We start from the raw sequence: 13,597 nt of genomic DNA, 5'->3' as shown, positions 1-13,597 counted from the left end.
ACTCCCTGAAGATCAGTTACGCAAGCCGAGGATGGTGTCGAATACCGTGGAAGCGGTATCGATAACCCGGGCGTTGGCCATGTAAAATTGCTGGTAGCGAATCAGATTGGCCGCTTCCTCGTCCAGATTGACGCCGGATTCGGATTGCTGAACAGCCTTGAGCTGATCGGTGAGCCCCTGGCGGGCATCGAGATTGACCTTGACGATGTTGGTGCGGTTGCCCACATCGCTGACCATGCCGGCATAAGCCTGGCTGAACGAAGAGCGACCGGCCACCAATGCCTTGCTCTGCAGGTTCTGCAGGGCAAGGGCATTACGGTTGTCGCCGGTACCGGAAGCAGCGACCGAGAGCGAAAGGCTCGCATCCTGCCCCTCCGCCGGAACCTCTTCCACCACGAACTCGATACCATCGATGGCGATACGATCCCCGGCCACAACCCCGACGGCAGGATCGTACGCTTCGCCGTTGACCGTGAAATCATTCGGGTCCGCCGGGGCTGAGACGGTCGTCAGACCCGCTGCGGTGGATAGAGTGAAGGTATGAGCGTTGGCGTCGGCAAAAGCGCCCGACTCGGCTCGCAAGCCGGAAACGCTGAGGTCTCCCGATGAGGCAACGAAGCTGCCCGCCGCGATCTTGTCCAGATCACTGATTTGCGATTCGAAACTGGCTGCTGCACGACGCACCGGCTGCACCTCATAGCGATTGCCGTCGTTGGGCTGAGCACTGAATTCCAAGATCATCCCGCCGAAGCTCAGTACATTGCCTTCCCAGTTGACCTCATCGGCCGGAAGCGCCTGGTTATTGTCCTTGCGGGTGACTTGAGGCTCACCGTTCTGGAAGCGAATGGTGTAATCCGTGGCACGCAATTGATCGATATTTGCCACATCGAAGCTCGTACCCACGACCTCCGCCCCGCCGGTATTGCGCGGGTAGGAGTATGCCTGGGGCTGGCCGATGCTGAAGAAGTCGGCACCCTGATTCTCGTTCAGGTCCTGGCCCAGACGGTGCTGCTCGTTGAAACCGACCGCCAGCGATACGGCTAGCTGGCCGATCTGGTTCTGGGTCTTGTCCAGCGTTTCCGCACGGAAGGTCATCAGACCGCCGAGGGTGCCGCCCTTGATAGTATTCTCCGGCAGAGCCACCAGATTGCCACCGGAATCACGATAGCCCAGCACGGTACGCTGCGGATCGTTGGGGGCATCCATCGCCTCCAGGCGATAGTGATTGGTGCCGGAAACCAGCGGCTGGCCGTTGGGCAGGCTGATGTTGTAGCTCTTGCCGTCCTGGATATCGAGGCGAATGTCCATGCGCTCGCTGAGTTCGGCCACCAGTTGGTCGCGCTGGTTGAGCAGGCTGTTGGGCGCCTCACCGCTGCGCGCACGAGCCAAGGCAATCTCGCGATTGAGGGTCGCGAGTTGCTCGGTCATGTTGTTGACCTGGGTGACCTCGTCCTTGATCTGACCATTGATGCCCTCCTGCATGTCCTGCAGGTAGCTGTCGAAGGCACGGAACTGGGCGGTCAGGGTATCGGCGGTGCCGAGTACGCCCTGACGGGCCGCCGGGTCGGAAGGCGCACCGGCGAGGTCTTCCAGCGACGAGAAGAATTTCTGCATCAGCGGCGACAGGCCCGCGTCACGGTCGGCCAGCAGATTGTCGATCTGACTGATCTGGTTCTCGTAGGTCTTCAGCGCACTGGAGGAACTCGTCGCGGCGTTGAGCTGCGCGGCCACGTACTGGTTGAACTGGCGCTGAATGACATTGACCTGTACGCCGGCATCAGCGCGGCTTTGGCCGAGAATCGTCAGTTCCCGATTGTAGCCGGGCGTATAGACGTTACTGATGTTGTTGCTGGTGGTGTTCAGCGCGTTCTGCGCGGCATTCAAGCCACTCAGGCCGACGGAAAAAATGGTACTCATCGTGTCGTTTCCTTTCGCCAATGCCTTTGATATCGGCCCGTCAGGTCAGAACTTTAATCATTCAATAGCTGAAAAAGACCAGCGAATCGCCGCGCTGCTGCATCGGTCCCATGCTGTTCATGACCGCGATCAGCTTGTCGGCGTAGGCCGGGTCGGTGGCGTAGCCGCCCGTCTGTAGCGCCCTGGCAGCCTGTTCGGCATTGCCTGCGGTGGTGACTGCCGCATAGCGGGGATTGTTGCCGATTAGCCGCGCATAGTCGGTGAAGGCTTCTTCGAAGGAGCCGTAGGCGCGGAAGGTATCGACGACTCGTGTGCGCCGGCCATTGATGTACTCATGGGTGACCACGTCGGTAGTGCGTCCCTGCCAGCTGCTTCCCGCCTTGATGCCGAACAAGTTGTAGCTGTTGCCACCGTCAGCAGTGGCGATCTCGTGGCGCCCCCAGCCGGTTTCCAGCGCCGCCTGGGCCAGGATCAGTTCGGCCGGCACGCCGGTTTTGCGGCTGGCGGCCTGGGCAGGCGCCGAGAGGCGTTCCATGAAGCGCTGCACGTGCTCGCCTGCCGCTGCATTCGTGCGAGACGCCTGGGGAGCCGCGAAGTTGCCCTGAGCCGACAGCGCTGCCTGCGCGGCAGGTGCTGCGTCGGGCAACTCGGCATCGAGCGCCGACATGAAGCCGCCACGCACCGCCTCGAGTTCTTCGAGGAAGCTGGCCGGCGTCGTTATCGCTTCGGCCTCACGCACTGTCGCTTCGTGCTCATCACCACTCGCTTCCTCTTCGCTCGCCGGCTGCAGGGCATCCTGTAGCACCCTTGGCGTACCGCGAGGAATACCGGCGATCAGTTCACCGAGTTCCCGGTCGGCCACAGCGGACCGGGAAGGCGAAATGCCCATCTGCCCTTCCAACTGCGCGACGAGATGATCAGCCAGACCGATGCCACGCCCCGCCATGGTCTGCGCCCATTGCTGGTCGAGCATCGACTGGTAGAACTCGCCCTGCTGGCTATCGAGCAGGCCACCGGAGGGAACGGTGTCGCGCATGGTCTTGAGCATCATCTGCAGGAACAGCGCCTCGAACTGCTGGGCCGCGCCGCGCAGGCCGGCCGCGCTATCCTGACGCGCGGTGTGCTTGAGCCGCTCGAGCCCTTGTACATCGAGGGCGAACTGGCCGGTGGCGTCCTGGATGCTCATCAGATGATCTCCAGGTCGGCGCGCAGCGAACCGGACGCCTTGAGCGCCTCGAGTATCGCCATCAGGTCAGAGGGCGTGGCACCAAGCGCATTGAGCGCATTGACGACATCCACCAGGTCGGCCCCCTCGACCACTCGCAGATAAGCGTCCTGCTCCTGGATCTCGATTTCGGTATCGGGTACCACCACCGTCTCCCCTTGGCCGAAGGGAGCCGGCTGGCTGACCAGGAAGCGCGGGTCGATCACGATGGAGAGATTGCCATGGGCGACCGCCGCGCGATGCAGCTTGACCGCACTGTTCATGACCACCGAGCCCGTGCGGGCGTTGAAAATCACCTTGGCCGATGCTTCCGTAGGCGTGACCTGGATATTTTCCACCTGGGCCATGAAGTTGACACGGGAGTTGGCATTCATCGGCCCGTCGAGTGCGATGACGCGACCGTTCATCGCTGCCGCCACCGGCCGGCCGAATTCGTTGTTGATGGCATTGACCACGCGCTGCACGGTGCCGAAATCGGACTCCTTCAACTCCAGCTCGAGCAGCCCGCCATTGCTCCCGAGGTCGAGCGGCACCTCCCGCTCGACCATGGCACCACCGGCAATGCGTCCACCTGCCAGCTGGTTGACCTGTACTGAAGCACCTCCCGCCGCCGCCCCGGCCCCCCCGACCAGAAGATTACCCTGGGCGATGGCGTAGGTATCGCCGTCGGCGCCTTTCAGCGGCGTCATCAGCAACGTGCCGCCACGCAGGCTGCGAGCGTTGCCGATCGAGGAGACATTGACGTCCAGACGCTGCCCCGGACGCGAGAACGGCGGGAGGTCGGCGGTTACCATCACCGCGGCCACGTTGCGCAGCTGCATGTTGGTGCCCGGCGGCACGGTGATGCCGAGCTGCGAGAGCATATTGGTCAGGCTCTGTCCGGTGAAGGGAGCCTGCATGGTCTGGTCGCCGGTCCCGTCGAGACCGACCACCAGGCCGTAGCCAACCAGCTGGTTGTCGCGTACGCCGGCGAAGCTGGCGATTTCTCGTATCCGCTCGGCCTGTACCGGCAACGCCAGCATGAAGAGCCCCAACAGCAGCAGCACTCTCGCCAACACGGTCATATGCCTCATATCCCGGTTCATCCCGATCTGCTTCATTGTTCGCCCCCGTGCGCTTCCATCAGAAAGGCGAAATATTCAGGAAGAAGCGCTGCATCCAGCCCATGTACTGCGCCTCGTTGATGTAACCATTGCCGACGTACTCGATACGGGCGTCGGCCACGGCCGTGGAGGGCACCGTATTCTGGCCGGTGATGGTGCGCGGGTTGACCACACCAGAGAAGCGGATGAATTCGACGCCTTGGTTGATCGCGATCTGCTTCTCGCCACGCACGCGCAGGTTGCCGTTGTGCATCACCTCGAGTACCGAGACGGTAATGGTGCCAGTGAAGCTGTTGTTGGCCTGGGAGCCGCCGCCGCCCGAGAAGTCGCTCTCGCCCGAGAGCTCGAAACCATACTCAGCCAGACGCTCCAGGGCATCGGGCAATCCGGCCAGGTCGAGGCCGGCCGATCCGTTGCGATCCATGCTCGAACGCGCGTTCTTGCTGGCACTGACCTGTTCATCGAGCACGATGGTCAGGATATCGCCGACCATGCGCGGGCGACGGTCCTCGAACAGCGGCTGGACCCCGCGATGCGCCTGGTAGATGGAGCCATTGGCCATCCGCGGCGGCGGCTCGACGATGTTGATCTGCTCCTGCTCACCCACCACCGAGGCACGCGGCACCTGGGCACAACCGCCCAGAGCCAGCATTACGATAGCGAGGATCACCGTGACCACTCTCCACCCCGAGTTAATACCCGTACCTTTCATTCTTACTCGCTTCCGGCCGAACGCTTCAGGCCAAGATGTTTCATTGAACGTCGATCACAGCTGGCTCAGCCGCGCCAGCATCTCGTCGCTGGTCTGCACGGCACGGCTGTTGATCTCATAGGCCCGCTGGGTCTGGATCATGCTGACCATCTCCTCCACCACGTTGACGTTGGAGGTCTCCACGTAGCCCTGGAAAAGCCTGCCGGCGCCATTCATGCCCGGCATGGCCTCGTTACGCGGACCGGAAGAGGTGGTTTCCCGGTAGAGGTTGCCACCGATACTCTCCAGGCCGGTCGCGTTGACGAAGGTGGAGACGGTGATCTGCCCCACTTCCAGCGCCTGGTTGACGCCGGGCTGGGTCACCGAGACGATGCCGTCCTCACCGATGGAGATCGACAATGCGTTGTCGGGGATGATGATGGCCGGCTCGAGCGGATAGCCGTTGGCGTTCACCATCTGGCCATTCTCGTTGAGCTGGAAGCTGCCATCGCGGGTGTAGGCAGTGGAACCGTCCGGCATCAGCACCTGGAAGAAGCCGTTACCGTTGATTGCCAGGTCACGCGAGTTCTCGGTCTGCTCGAGCCCACCCTGGCTGTGCAGGCGCTCGGTGGCTACCGGGCGCACGCCTGTGCCGACCTGCATGCCCGAAGGCAGCCGGTTCTGCACGTCGTTCTGCGCGCCGGGCTGACGCAGGTTCTGATAGAGAAGATCCTCGAACACCGCCCGAGAGCGCTTGAAACCGTTGGTACTTACGTTGGCCAGGTTGTTGGAGATGACATCCAGCTTGACCTGCTGGGATTCCAGACCGGTCTTGGCCGTCCATAGTGACTTGATCATGATACTTTTTCCTCGACCCTATGGGTCATCAGCCCTGGATGGAAAGCAGGTTGTTGGCCCGCTGGGCATTTTCGTCGGCGGTGCTGATCGCTTTCATCTGCATTTCGTAGCGCCTGGCCACGTCGATCATGGCGACCATGGCCTCCACCGCGCTGACATTGCTGCCTTCCAGCGAACCGCTGACAAGACGGGCTTCGTCGTCGCCTTCCAGCGCTGCGATTTCGCCCTCGGCGTTGGGCGGCATACGGAACAGGCCGTCGTCACCGCGCAGCAGGTTCCGCTCGGGCGAAACCAGCTTGAGGCGGCCCACGTCGACCAAGGCCTCGGGGCCCTCCCCTTCGCCAATGGCGCTGAGGGTTCCGTCGGCACCGATGGAGACGCTCGAGCCAAGCGGCACGATGATGGGACCGCCGTCGCCGATGACAGGGCGCCCCACCACGGTGACCAGACCGTTGCCGTCTACCTGGAGATCACCGCGGCGGGTATAGGCCTCGGTCCCGTCGTCCGCCTGCACGGCGAGCCAGGCGTCGCCTTCCAGCGCCACGTCCAGCTCGCGTCCGGTATGGGTGATCGGCCCCGGGCTGAAGTCGCTACCCGGGGTGGTCGCCGCGACTGAAACGCGGGTTGGTAGTATGCCGTCGCCCTGTACCGGCACGGCGCGCATGGCATGCAGCTGGGCACGAAAGCCGCTGGTTGAGACGTTGGCCAGGTTGTGGCTGACCACCGACTGCTGGTCCATGCTCTGCTTGGCCCCGCTCATGGCGGTATAAAGGATGCGGTCCATGACTCGGCTCCCCTAGCGCTTGGTATAAGCGCTTAGCGCAGGTTGATCGCGGTTTGCAGGAGTTCGTCCTGGGTCTTGATCGTCTGCGAGTTGGCCTGGTAGGCCCGCTGCGCCACGATCATGCTGACCAGTTCACGTGCCATGTCGACGTTGGAAGTCTCAACCGCACCGGAGACGACTCCACCCAGCAAGCCGGTACCCGGAGCACCGATCAGCTCCTGGCCCGATTCGTTGGAAGCCCGCCAGACGTTGTCGCCGGCCGGCGTCAAGCCCTCGGGATTGCGGAAGGTAGCCAGGGCGATCTGACCGGCGGGGCGCGACTCCTCGTTGGAGTAGTTACGCATGATCGTGCCGTTCTCGTTGATGGTGATACCCACCAAGGTGCCGGAGGTGTAGCCGTTCTGGGTCAGGCTACTGACGGTGGAGGTATTGCCGAACTGAGTGGAACCGGCCAGGTTGAGGTCAAAAATTAGATCATCCGTCCCACCGCCAAGATAAGTTGCCGAGTCGAACGTGACCCCCAAGGTACCGTTCGCAGGAGTGATCAACTGACCGTTGGCATTGAACTCGAGATTGAACTCTTCGGGGTTGGCGCCATTCATCAGGGCCTGGCCATCCAGAGTCATCTTGGCAGTCCACTGGTTGGCACCGGCCTTCTCGTAATAGACGGTGATATTGCGCGGGTTACCCAGTGAATCGTAGATAGTGAAGTTGTTGGAGTAGTGGTAGTCGATCATGTCACCACCTGCGGTCTCGACCGTGCTGAGGTCATCACCGATTACCTTGCGCGCGTCCAGGTTGATGGTGGTGCCGACACGAGTAGTAGCACTCGCAGCCAGTTCCTCAGCCGAGACGTTCAGCGGCACCGGCTGGCCACCCACCTGCACCTGGCCGGCAGCATTGAGGCCGTAGCCCATGATCCGGAAGCCCTGAGCATTGATCAGGTTGCCGTCGGAGGTCATCGAGAGCTGGCCGTTGCGCGAGTAGACCACCTCACCGCTGCTGTCCATGAAGCGGAAGAAGCCGTTACCGGCTACCGCCAGGTCCAGGTTACGGTTGGTGGATTCGATATTGCCCTCGCTGAAGTTCTGCAGCACGGCGGATACCCGCGTGCCCAGCCCCACCTTTGAGTTGGCGAACACGTCGGAGAATTGGACGTTGGAGCCCTTGAACCCTACGGTCTGGGAGTTGGCAATGTTGTTGCCGATCGCGCCCAGCTTTTGAGCCTGGGAGTTCAGGCCGCTCAATGCTTGTGAAAAACTCATTTTTCGTTCCTCTGCCTACCGCTGAAAGTGCCGCTATGCGCGGTTCTTTTATGCTGCGTATGCTGTATCAATGGATGAAGAGTCAAAGAATCTGTTTGACCTGATCGAGGCCGACCTGGCCATAGACGGCACCCAGGTCCAGCTTCACTCCCCCGTTCTGGCCCGGGGGCGTTACCCCACCGACCACGGCGTAGTTGAGCGTGGTGCCATTCACCGTCTTGTCGCCACTGGTGGCTTCGACGCGCACGCGATAGGAGCCCGAGGCGGCTGCCTCGCCCTCGCTGGTACGGCCATCCCAGGTGAACGACTCCACTCCCGCCTTGGCCGGCCCAATGTCGTAGCGGTTGATCACCTGCCCACTGGCATTGGTGATCACTACTCTCACGTTGTCGGCCGACTGGGGCAGCTCGATGCCGAACGGTGTAGTGTGCAGCTCACCCTCCTCGCCATGCTCTAGCAGCACTCGATCTCCAGGGACCAGCACCCCCTTGCCGATCAAGCCGGTGGCCTGCAGTGTCTGGCCAGCATTCATCTGGTCGGTGATGCCGCTCAAGGTCTTGTTGAGATCCTCGATGCCGCTGACGGTATTGATCTGCGCCAGCTGGCTGGTCATCTCATGGTTGTCCATGGGCTCGAGGGGATCCTGATGCTTCATCTGGGCAATCAACAGGGTCATGAAGTTGTTGCGCAAGTCAGCGGACTGGCTGGCATCGCGAGCGGCTGGCCCCCCCTGGTTCAGGCGCGTGACGACATTCGCATCGATGGTATTGGACATGACGATCAGCCCTCGCCCAGCGTGAGTGTCTTGAGCATCATCTGCTTGCTCGTGTTCATGACCTCGACGTTGGCCTGGTAGGAGCGCGAGGCAGAAATCATGTTGACCATTTCATGCACCGGCTCGACGTTGGGCATCGACACATAGCCTTCTTCGTTGGCCAGCGGATGCTCGGGGCGGTACTCCATGCGCAGTGGCGAGGGGTCCTCGACCACTTCACGCACGCCGACACCGCCAATGCCTTGCCCACCTTGCAGGCGCGACTCGAACACAACTTGTTTGGCCCGGTAGGCCTCGCCGTCAGGCCCGGCAACGCTGTCGGCGTTGGCCAGGTTGCTGGCGGTGACGTTCATACGCTGCGACTGGGCGCTCATGGCCGAGCCGGCGATATCGAACACGGAAAACATCGACATGGTAAGATCTCTCTTCGTCTGATCCGGTCTGTTATTCCGGCTGCATGGCGTTCTTCAGCCCCTGGATGCGGCTGTTCATGAGGGTCAGGGCCGCCTGGTAGCGCACCGTGTTATCGGCGAACTGGGTCCGCTCGCGGTCCATGTCCACGGTATTGCCATCCAGACTCGGCTGGTCGGGAATGCGATAGAGCAGCTCGTGCCTGGGCGTCGCCACGGCACGGCCCGACAGGTGCCCTTCGGCGGTGCGCGCCAGCGACAGCCCACCGCCCGCCGAACGCCCCTGTTCGACCGCCTTCTTCAGTTCACTGGCGAAATCGATGTCGCGCGCCTTGTAGTTCGGCGTATCGGCGTTGGCGATATTGCTCGCCAGGACCTGGTGGCGCTGCTGACGCAGGCCCAGCGCCTGCTGATGGTAATTAAAGGCGGCCTCGAGCTGGTCGATCATGCCGGCACTCCCCGTACGAACCCAGTGGATGACATGCGGAACTTCTTGAGGTTGAAGAATAGCCACGCCACTGTCATTTCAATGGCAGGAACAGGCCCGTTTTCCTCGTTCATTTCCGCTGTTTCACTCCGGAGGAGCCAGCTAGAATCCAGCCATTACCCTCATGCCGGACGGCCTTGCCCCATGCGCCTGACCCGCTTCGCCCTGCAGCTCTCGCTATCGATGCTCGGTTTCATGACGATTGCGACAGCCTCGGCCGACGACACCGAACTACTGCAGACAGTGCACGGCTTCCTGCATGAGGAAGCTCGGGCCTTGGGCGACGAACTCGTCATCGAACTGCACCCGCCCTCCGCCAGGCTACCGGCCTGTGAATTCCCCGAGCCGTTCCTCACGCGCCCGGGAGAAGTCCCTCTGGGGCGTGTTTCCGTGGGCGTACGCTGCGGCACCGACGGCCGCCAGGTACGTTACCTGCAAGCAGAAGTTGGCGTGGTGGGTGAATATCCGGTGCTCGCCACCCCGCTGTCGACGGGTGAGGCCGTACGCCGCGACCACCTGGAGATGCGATCGGGAAATCTTGCCGACTTGCCGAACCGCACCTTGCTCGATATTGATGAGATCGTCGGTCAGGTGGCGACACGCCCACTCGCTCCCGGCCAGCCTCTGCAGGCCCACCAGTTTCGCAGCCTGCCGCTGGTGGAGAGAAACCAGCGTGTCGTGGTCGAAGCCAGAGGGTCGTCGTTCCGTGTATCCCGTGAGGGTCAGGCCCTGGAGCCTGGGGCCTTGGGCGACCGCATAAGGGTTCGCTTCGATAGCCGCGAGGTTGTGACCGCCGAGGTAGTCGGAGAGGGCACCCTTGCCGTAGACTTCTGAAACCGACCGCAACAAGCTGACGAGTGCGTCCGACAAGCAAAGGCATGTCCGCCCGGGAAACTTATGCCGAAAAAAGGCCTAAAGTTATCCAGCGCGTTGCCGATAGCAGAGGAAAGCATTCGGTCATGAGGCCATTATCGTGAAAATCAACAGCCAGAACCCCCTGACTCGCCCGGCCCAGACGACGCCGCGCGAGGAGACTCAGCCAGTCAAGGGCGCCTCTTCTGCGGGACAGCAGGAGCCCGGCCCGTCTGCCGCCACCCATCTCAGCCAGAAGGCTGCCGATACTTCACGTGACGTCGACATGGCGCGGGTCGAGGAGATTCGCGAGGCCATTCGCGATGGGCGGCTGGAAATTCGTGCCGACCGCATCGCCGACGCCCTGATCGAATCCCTGGCAGCGGAGAGCCGCGGGGAATGAGCCTGACGAAGCTTCTTCAGGAACAGCAGCAGCGCCTGGGCGGCGTCATTGAACTGCTTCAGCAGGAACGTTCCGTGCTGGCCGAGGCAAGAATCGACGGCAACGCGCTCGGCGAGATCGCCGAACGCAAACAGACGCTGCTGGCGAAGCTCGAGGCCAGCGAAACGCTACGCCAAGGCGTACAGCAGCGTCTGGGCTATGCCAATGGGGCGGAAGGCGCTCGCCAGGCGGCAGCCGATGCCGGCTGCGAGCGCGCCTGGACACACACGCTGGAGCTGACCCGTGAAGCCCAGCGCCTCAATACGCTGAACGGAAAACTGGTGGAACTGCGCATGGAGCAGAACACCCGCCTTCTGACGTTCATGCATCAGGCCGCCGAGAAGACCGTATATCGCGCCAGCGGGCGTGTTGCCGCCCAATCGGGGCGCATCAACGCTTCTGTCTAGTACCGTCCCCAGCACTCCGCCTCTTCTCTTGTTTTTTCGCTTCCCTGTCTATCTGGCGGGCAACCAACGCCTGTGGCCTTTGCGCATCGCTGGCGGCAATTTTCACGCCGTGTGCCGATCGCTCAAGCTCCCCTGCTGCAACCAGAAACTCCTCGTATAGTAGCTTGCCGTTCATCAAGGCAAGCGTACTATCGCCTGACCTTGAGCCTCTACCAGAGGCTGTCGATCAGATCATCGTCGAAGGTCGTAATCACCACGGTATTGCGCCCATCTGCCTTGGCTTGGTAGCTCGCCTCGTCGGCGCGGGCAAGCACGACCTCCGCCGATTCATCCCCCTCTTGCAGCGCCGTGACCCCCATGCTGAGCGTGATACTGTAGGTCTTCTCCTCACTGGTCACGGTGACTTCGGATACGGCACGCCGCAAGGACTCTGCAATTTCGCCGGCCTGCTTGAGCGTACAGCTGGGCAACAGGACGGCGAACTCGTCCCCACCCTGACGGGCAACATGGTCGCTGCGTCGCACTTCCCAGGCCACAACCTGGGCGACTCGCCGCAACATCTCGTCACCCAGGGCGTGTCCACCCTCATCGTTGATCGGCTTGAAGTGGTCGAGGTCGAACAGGATCAGCACCGAGGGAGTGCCGGTCTTGGAATACTCCGCCAACGCCTCCTCGAGGCGTCGCTCGAAACCACGCCGGTTGAGCAGCCCGGTCAAGGGGTCGTGTTCGGCTTCCCAGCGCTGCAGCGCCTCCTGCTGCCGTCGCTCGGTAATGTCCTTGACCATGCCCACGAAGCCCAGCGACTGCTCGTTGCCCTGCACCTGACTGGCATGCACCTCGACCCACAGGGTAGCCCCGTTCGGGTGAAGGAAACGCATTTGACGCACGAAGTCGTTGCCGGTCGCCAGGGTATGGCGCCACATGTCCTCGGCACCCCGCTGATCAGCGGGGTGGATGCGCTCCCACCACTCCTTGTTGCTATGCAGCGCATCGAGTCCGAGCAGCTCGAGGAGCGCCGGGTTTAGATAGTTGAGGCGACCGTTCAGATCCGCCACGAACATGCCAATAGGGGTAGAGCCGAGCACAGCGTCGAGAAACGCTTGGCGATCGCGAAGGTGTTCCAGCGCCGCCAGTCGCTCGTGCTCGAGCCGGTTGAAGCTACTGGCGACCTGACGCAGCTCATGCATGTTGGTGGAGAGTTCCAGATAGCGCCTCTCGCCCGCCCCGACCTGGGCGATCTGCCGCTCGAGCCGATGCAAGGGACGCAGCAATCGCCTGACCAGCAAACGCATGGCGACCAGCATCATGCCCGCCAGTATCAGCCAGGCCCACCACAGGCGGCCCAGGAAATCGCCCAAGGGCTGTCGAGCCTGGGCCTGGGGCACCGCCACCTTGACGACCCAGTTAGCCGGCCAGATCTGGCGATACGACATGAGAGCCGGAGTACCGCTACTTCCCTTGGCGACCGTCTCGCCCTGCCAGCCGTCCAGTGCGAGCTGCAGCATGGGCAGATCGCTTGGAACATACCCTTGTTCCGCCGGCGGCTGGCGGCGCGGATGAAAGAGACGCTCGCCCTCTGCGGTGTATACCGATACGTAGCCATCCTCGCCCAAGCGGATCGTCTCCAGCCGGCGAAACAGTCCACCTTGAGCAAGGTTGATCATACCGCCGACCACACCGGCAAAGCGCCCTTGCTCATCGAAGCGCGGCACCAGCATGAGCACCAGGGAATCGCCGCTCGCCCGGCCGATGAAAGGGCGGCTCACGTAGGGCCATGGTGAATGCCGAACCATGCGGAAATATTCCGTATCGGCGGTTTCTAGTCCCACTCGTCCCGGCACAACGGGCCAATCCGCAACGACGCGGCCTTCAGCATCGGTCACCATCAACCCTTCGAACCACTCCATCAGCACTTGGCTATTCGTCAACCGGGACGGCAGCTCATCCTCTTCGGCATCGCGCAGAGCCCGTTCGAGGCGCCGGAGCGCACCCAACCTGCGATCGACCTGCCGGGTCAGGTCATCGGCGATCAGCCGCGACTCATAGCGCAGATGTGAAAGATTGGCTTCGTCGACGAGCCCCTTGCCGAACAGCCAGGCCAGTACCAGAACGACGCCGACGATCACCAGCCAAGTCATGGCCAGTCCAGCAAGGAGGCGCCCCTGCAGCGAGCAGATCGAGCGAGCCAGGGACGCGATAGGTGCCATCACGTGAAATACGATCCCCTTGGGTAGAGGTAGAAAATAGCCTGTCGGCTTCGGTTTGGCAGTTGCATGCTACCTTTCCCTGGCTGTCCCACAGAGAGCGGAACTAACTTCGTTATCGGCACGACCGAAGCGAACTTGAGCCTTACAAAGGCATCAAAGCATGTTACCCAACTG

14 protein-coding genes are annotated in these 13,597 nt (G+C 62.2%); 3 read left to right on the top strand and 11 right to left on the bottom strand.

The window, feature by feature from the left end; all coding sequences use genetic code 11:
- Nucleotides 1–12 precede the first annotated feature (12 nt).
- The 10 genes from flgK to flgB form a co-directional block, all read right to left on the bottom strand.
- Nucleotides 13–1,917: a flagellar hook-associated protein FlgK gene (flgK, locus tag ACRWQA_RS08625; RefSeq protein WP_434232546.1), complete on the bottom strand. Its 1,905-nt coding sequence runs from the start codon at nucleotides 1,915–1,917 to the stop codon at nucleotides 13–15.
- A gap of 61 nt (nucleotides 1,918–1,978) precedes the next feature.
- The gene (flgJ, locus tag ACRWQA_RS08620; RefSeq protein WP_434232543.1) at nucleotides 1,979–3,103 is read right to left on the bottom strand and encodes a flagellar assembly peptidoglycan hydrolase FlgJ; all 1,125 of its coding nucleotides are present in this window, start codon (nucleotides 3,101–3,103) and stop codon (nucleotides 1,979–1,981) included.
- Nucleotides 3,103–4,206, bottom strand: coding sequence for a flagellar basal body P-ring protein FlgI (locus ACRWQA_RS08615; RefSeq protein ID WP_263583986.1), 1,104 nt, complete (start codon nucleotides 4,204–4,206; stop codon nucleotides 3,103–3,105). Before ACRWQA_RS08615 ends, flgJ begins: the two co-directional genes overlap by 1 nt.
- A 58-nt stretch (nucleotides 4,207–4,264) precedes the next feature.
- Nucleotides 4,265–4,897: a flagellar basal body L-ring protein FlgH gene (locus ACRWQA_RS08610; protein ID WP_434232569.1), complete on the bottom strand. Its 633-nt coding sequence runs from the start codon at nucleotides 4,895–4,897 to the stop codon at nucleotides 4,265–4,267.
- A gap of 114 nt (nucleotides 4,898–5,011) precedes the next feature.
- The gene (gene flgG / locus ACRWQA_RS08605; protein WP_263580251.1) at nucleotides 5,012–5,794 is read right to left on the bottom strand and encodes a flagellar basal-body rod protein FlgG; all 783 of its coding nucleotides are present in this window, start codon (nucleotides 5,792–5,794) and stop codon (nucleotides 5,012–5,014) included.
- Nucleotides 5,795–5,822: 28 nt separating this feature from the next.
- Nucleotides 5,823–6,578, bottom strand: coding sequence for a flagellar basal body rod protein FlgF (locus tag ACRWQA_RS08600; RefSeq protein ID WP_434229226.1), 756 nt, complete (start codon nucleotides 6,576–6,578; stop codon nucleotides 5,823–5,825).
- Between the two features lie 32 nt (nucleotides 6,579–6,610).
- On the bottom strand, nucleotides 6,611–7,843 hold the full coding sequence (gene flgE, locus ACRWQA_RS08595) for a flagellar hook protein FlgE (RefSeq protein ID WP_434229225.1): 1,233 nt from the start codon (nucleotides 7,841–7,843) through the stop codon (nucleotides 6,611–6,613).
- 82 nt (nucleotides 7,844–7,925) lie between these two features.
- Nucleotides 7,926–8,618 (bottom strand): flagellar hook assembly protein FlgD, encoded by a 693-nt coding sequence (flgD, locus tag ACRWQA_RS08590; protein WP_263580254.1) that lies wholly within the window; start codon nucleotides 8,616–8,618, stop codon nucleotides 7,926–7,928.
- Nucleotides 8,619–8,623: 5 nt separating this feature from the next.
- Nucleotides 8,624–9,031, bottom strand: a complete 408-nt coding sequence (gene flgC / locus ACRWQA_RS08585; RefSeq protein WP_263580255.1) for a flagellar basal body rod protein FlgC — start codon at nucleotides 9,029–9,031, stop codon at nucleotides 8,624–8,626.
- A 31-nt stretch (nucleotides 9,032–9,062) separates the two neighbouring features.
- Nucleotides 9,063–9,476: a flagellar basal body rod protein FlgB gene (flgB, locus tag ACRWQA_RS08580; RefSeq protein ID WP_263580256.1), complete on the bottom strand. Its 414-nt coding sequence runs from the start codon at nucleotides 9,474–9,476 to the stop codon at nucleotides 9,063–9,065.
- A 183-nt stretch (nucleotides 9,477–9,659) separates the two neighbouring features.
- Here flgB and flgA point away from each other — a divergent pair, with 183 nt between their 5' ends.
- The 3 genes from flgA (at nucleotide 9,660) to ACRWQA_RS08565 (ending at nucleotide 11,216) form a co-directional block, all read left to right on the top strand.
- Nucleotides 9,660–10,349 carry a flagellar basal body P-ring formation chaperone FlgA gene (gene flgA, locus ACRWQA_RS08575; RefSeq protein WP_434229224.1) on the top strand — a complete coding sequence of 230 codons (690 nt, stop codon included), beginning with the start codon at nucleotides 9,660–9,662 and terminating at the stop codon, nucleotides 10,347–10,349.
- A 139-nt stretch (nucleotides 10,350–10,488) separates the two neighbouring features.
- Nucleotides 10,489–10,770, top strand: a complete 282-nt coding sequence (gene flgM / locus ACRWQA_RS08570; RefSeq protein ID WP_434229223.1) for a flagellar biosynthesis anti-sigma factor FlgM — start codon at nucleotides 10,489–10,491, stop codon at nucleotides 10,768–10,770.
- Nucleotides 10,767–11,216 carry a flagella synthesis protein FlgN gene (locus ACRWQA_RS08565; protein WP_263580259.1) on the top strand — a complete coding sequence of 150 codons (450 nt, stop codon included), beginning with the start codon at nucleotides 10,767–10,769 and terminating at the stop codon, nucleotides 11,214–11,216. The genes flgM and ACRWQA_RS08565 overlap by 4 nt, the downstream gene beginning before the upstream one ends.
- A 209-nt stretch (nucleotides 11,217–11,425) precedes the next feature.
- Here the strand turns inward: ACRWQA_RS08565 and ACRWQA_RS08560 are convergent, their stop codons facing one another.
- Nucleotides 11,426–13,423: a sensor domain-containing diguanylate cyclase gene (locus ACRWQA_RS08560; protein ID WP_434229232.1), complete on the bottom strand. Its 1,998-nt coding sequence runs from the start codon at nucleotides 13,421–13,423 to the stop codon at nucleotides 11,426–11,428.
- Nucleotides 13,424–13,597: the final 174 nt, after the last annotated feature.

This window comes from Billgrantia sp. C5P2, assembly GCF_051062895.2.
Note: the sequence above shows the minus strand (reverse complement) of the source record. Positions and strands in the feature narration are given on the sequence as shown.

What these genes read in the sequence shown, in the direction of transcription:
- flgK (WP_434232546.1), bottom strand. Translation starts at nt 1,917, where the DNA reads ATGAGTACCATTTTTTCCGTCGGCCTGAGTGGCTTGAATGCCGCGCAG.
- flgJ (WP_434232543.1), bottom strand. Translation starts at nt 3,103, where the DNA reads ATGAGCATCCAGGACGCCACCGGCCAGTTCGCCCTCGATGTACAAGGG.
- ACRWQA_RS08615 (WP_263583986.1), bottom strand. Translation starts at nt 4,206, where the DNA reads ATGACCGTGTTGGCGAGAGTGCTGCTGCTGTTGGGGCTCTTCATGCTG.
- ACRWQA_RS08610 (WP_434232569.1), bottom strand. Translation starts at nt 4,897, where the DNA reads ATGCTGGCTCTGGGCGGTTGTGCCCAGGTGCCGCGTGCCTCGGTGGTG.
- flgG (WP_263580251.1), bottom strand. Translation starts at nt 5,794, where the DNA reads ATGATCAAGTCACTATGGACGGCCAAGACCGGTCTGGAATCCCAGCAG.
- ACRWQA_RS08600 (WP_434229226.1), bottom strand. Translation starts at nt 6,578, where the DNA reads ATGGACCGCATCCTTTATACCGCCATGAGCGGGGCCAAGCAGAGCATG.
- flgE (WP_434229225.1), bottom strand. Translation starts at nt 7,843, where the DNA reads ATGAGTTTTTCACAAGCATTGAGCGGCCTGAACTCCCAGGCTCAAAAG.
- flgD (WP_263580254.1), bottom strand. Translation starts at nt 8,618, where the DNA reads ATGTCCAATACCATCGATGCGAATGTCGTCACGCGCCTGAACCAGGGG.
- flgC (WP_263580255.1), bottom strand. Translation starts at nt 9,031, where the DNA reads ATGTCGATGTTTTCCGTGTTCGATATCGCCGGCTCGGCCATGAGCGCC.
- flgB (WP_263580256.1), bottom strand. Translation starts at nt 9,476, where the DNA reads ATGATCGACCAGCTCGAGGCCGCCTTTAATTACCATCAGCAGGCGCTG.
- flgA (WP_434229224.1), top strand. Translation starts at nt 9,660, where the DNA reads ATGCGCCTGACCCGCTTCGCCCTGCAGCTCTCGCTATCGATGCTCGGT.
- ACRWQA_RS08565 (WP_263580259.1), top strand. Translation starts at nt 10,767, where the DNA reads ATGAGCCTGACGAAGCTTCTTCAGGAACAGCAGCAGCGCCTGGGCGGC.
- ACRWQA_RS08560 (WP_434229232.1), bottom strand. Translation starts at nt 13,423, where the DNA reads ATGGCACCTATCGCGTCCCTGGCTCGCTCGATCTGCTCGCTGCAGGGG.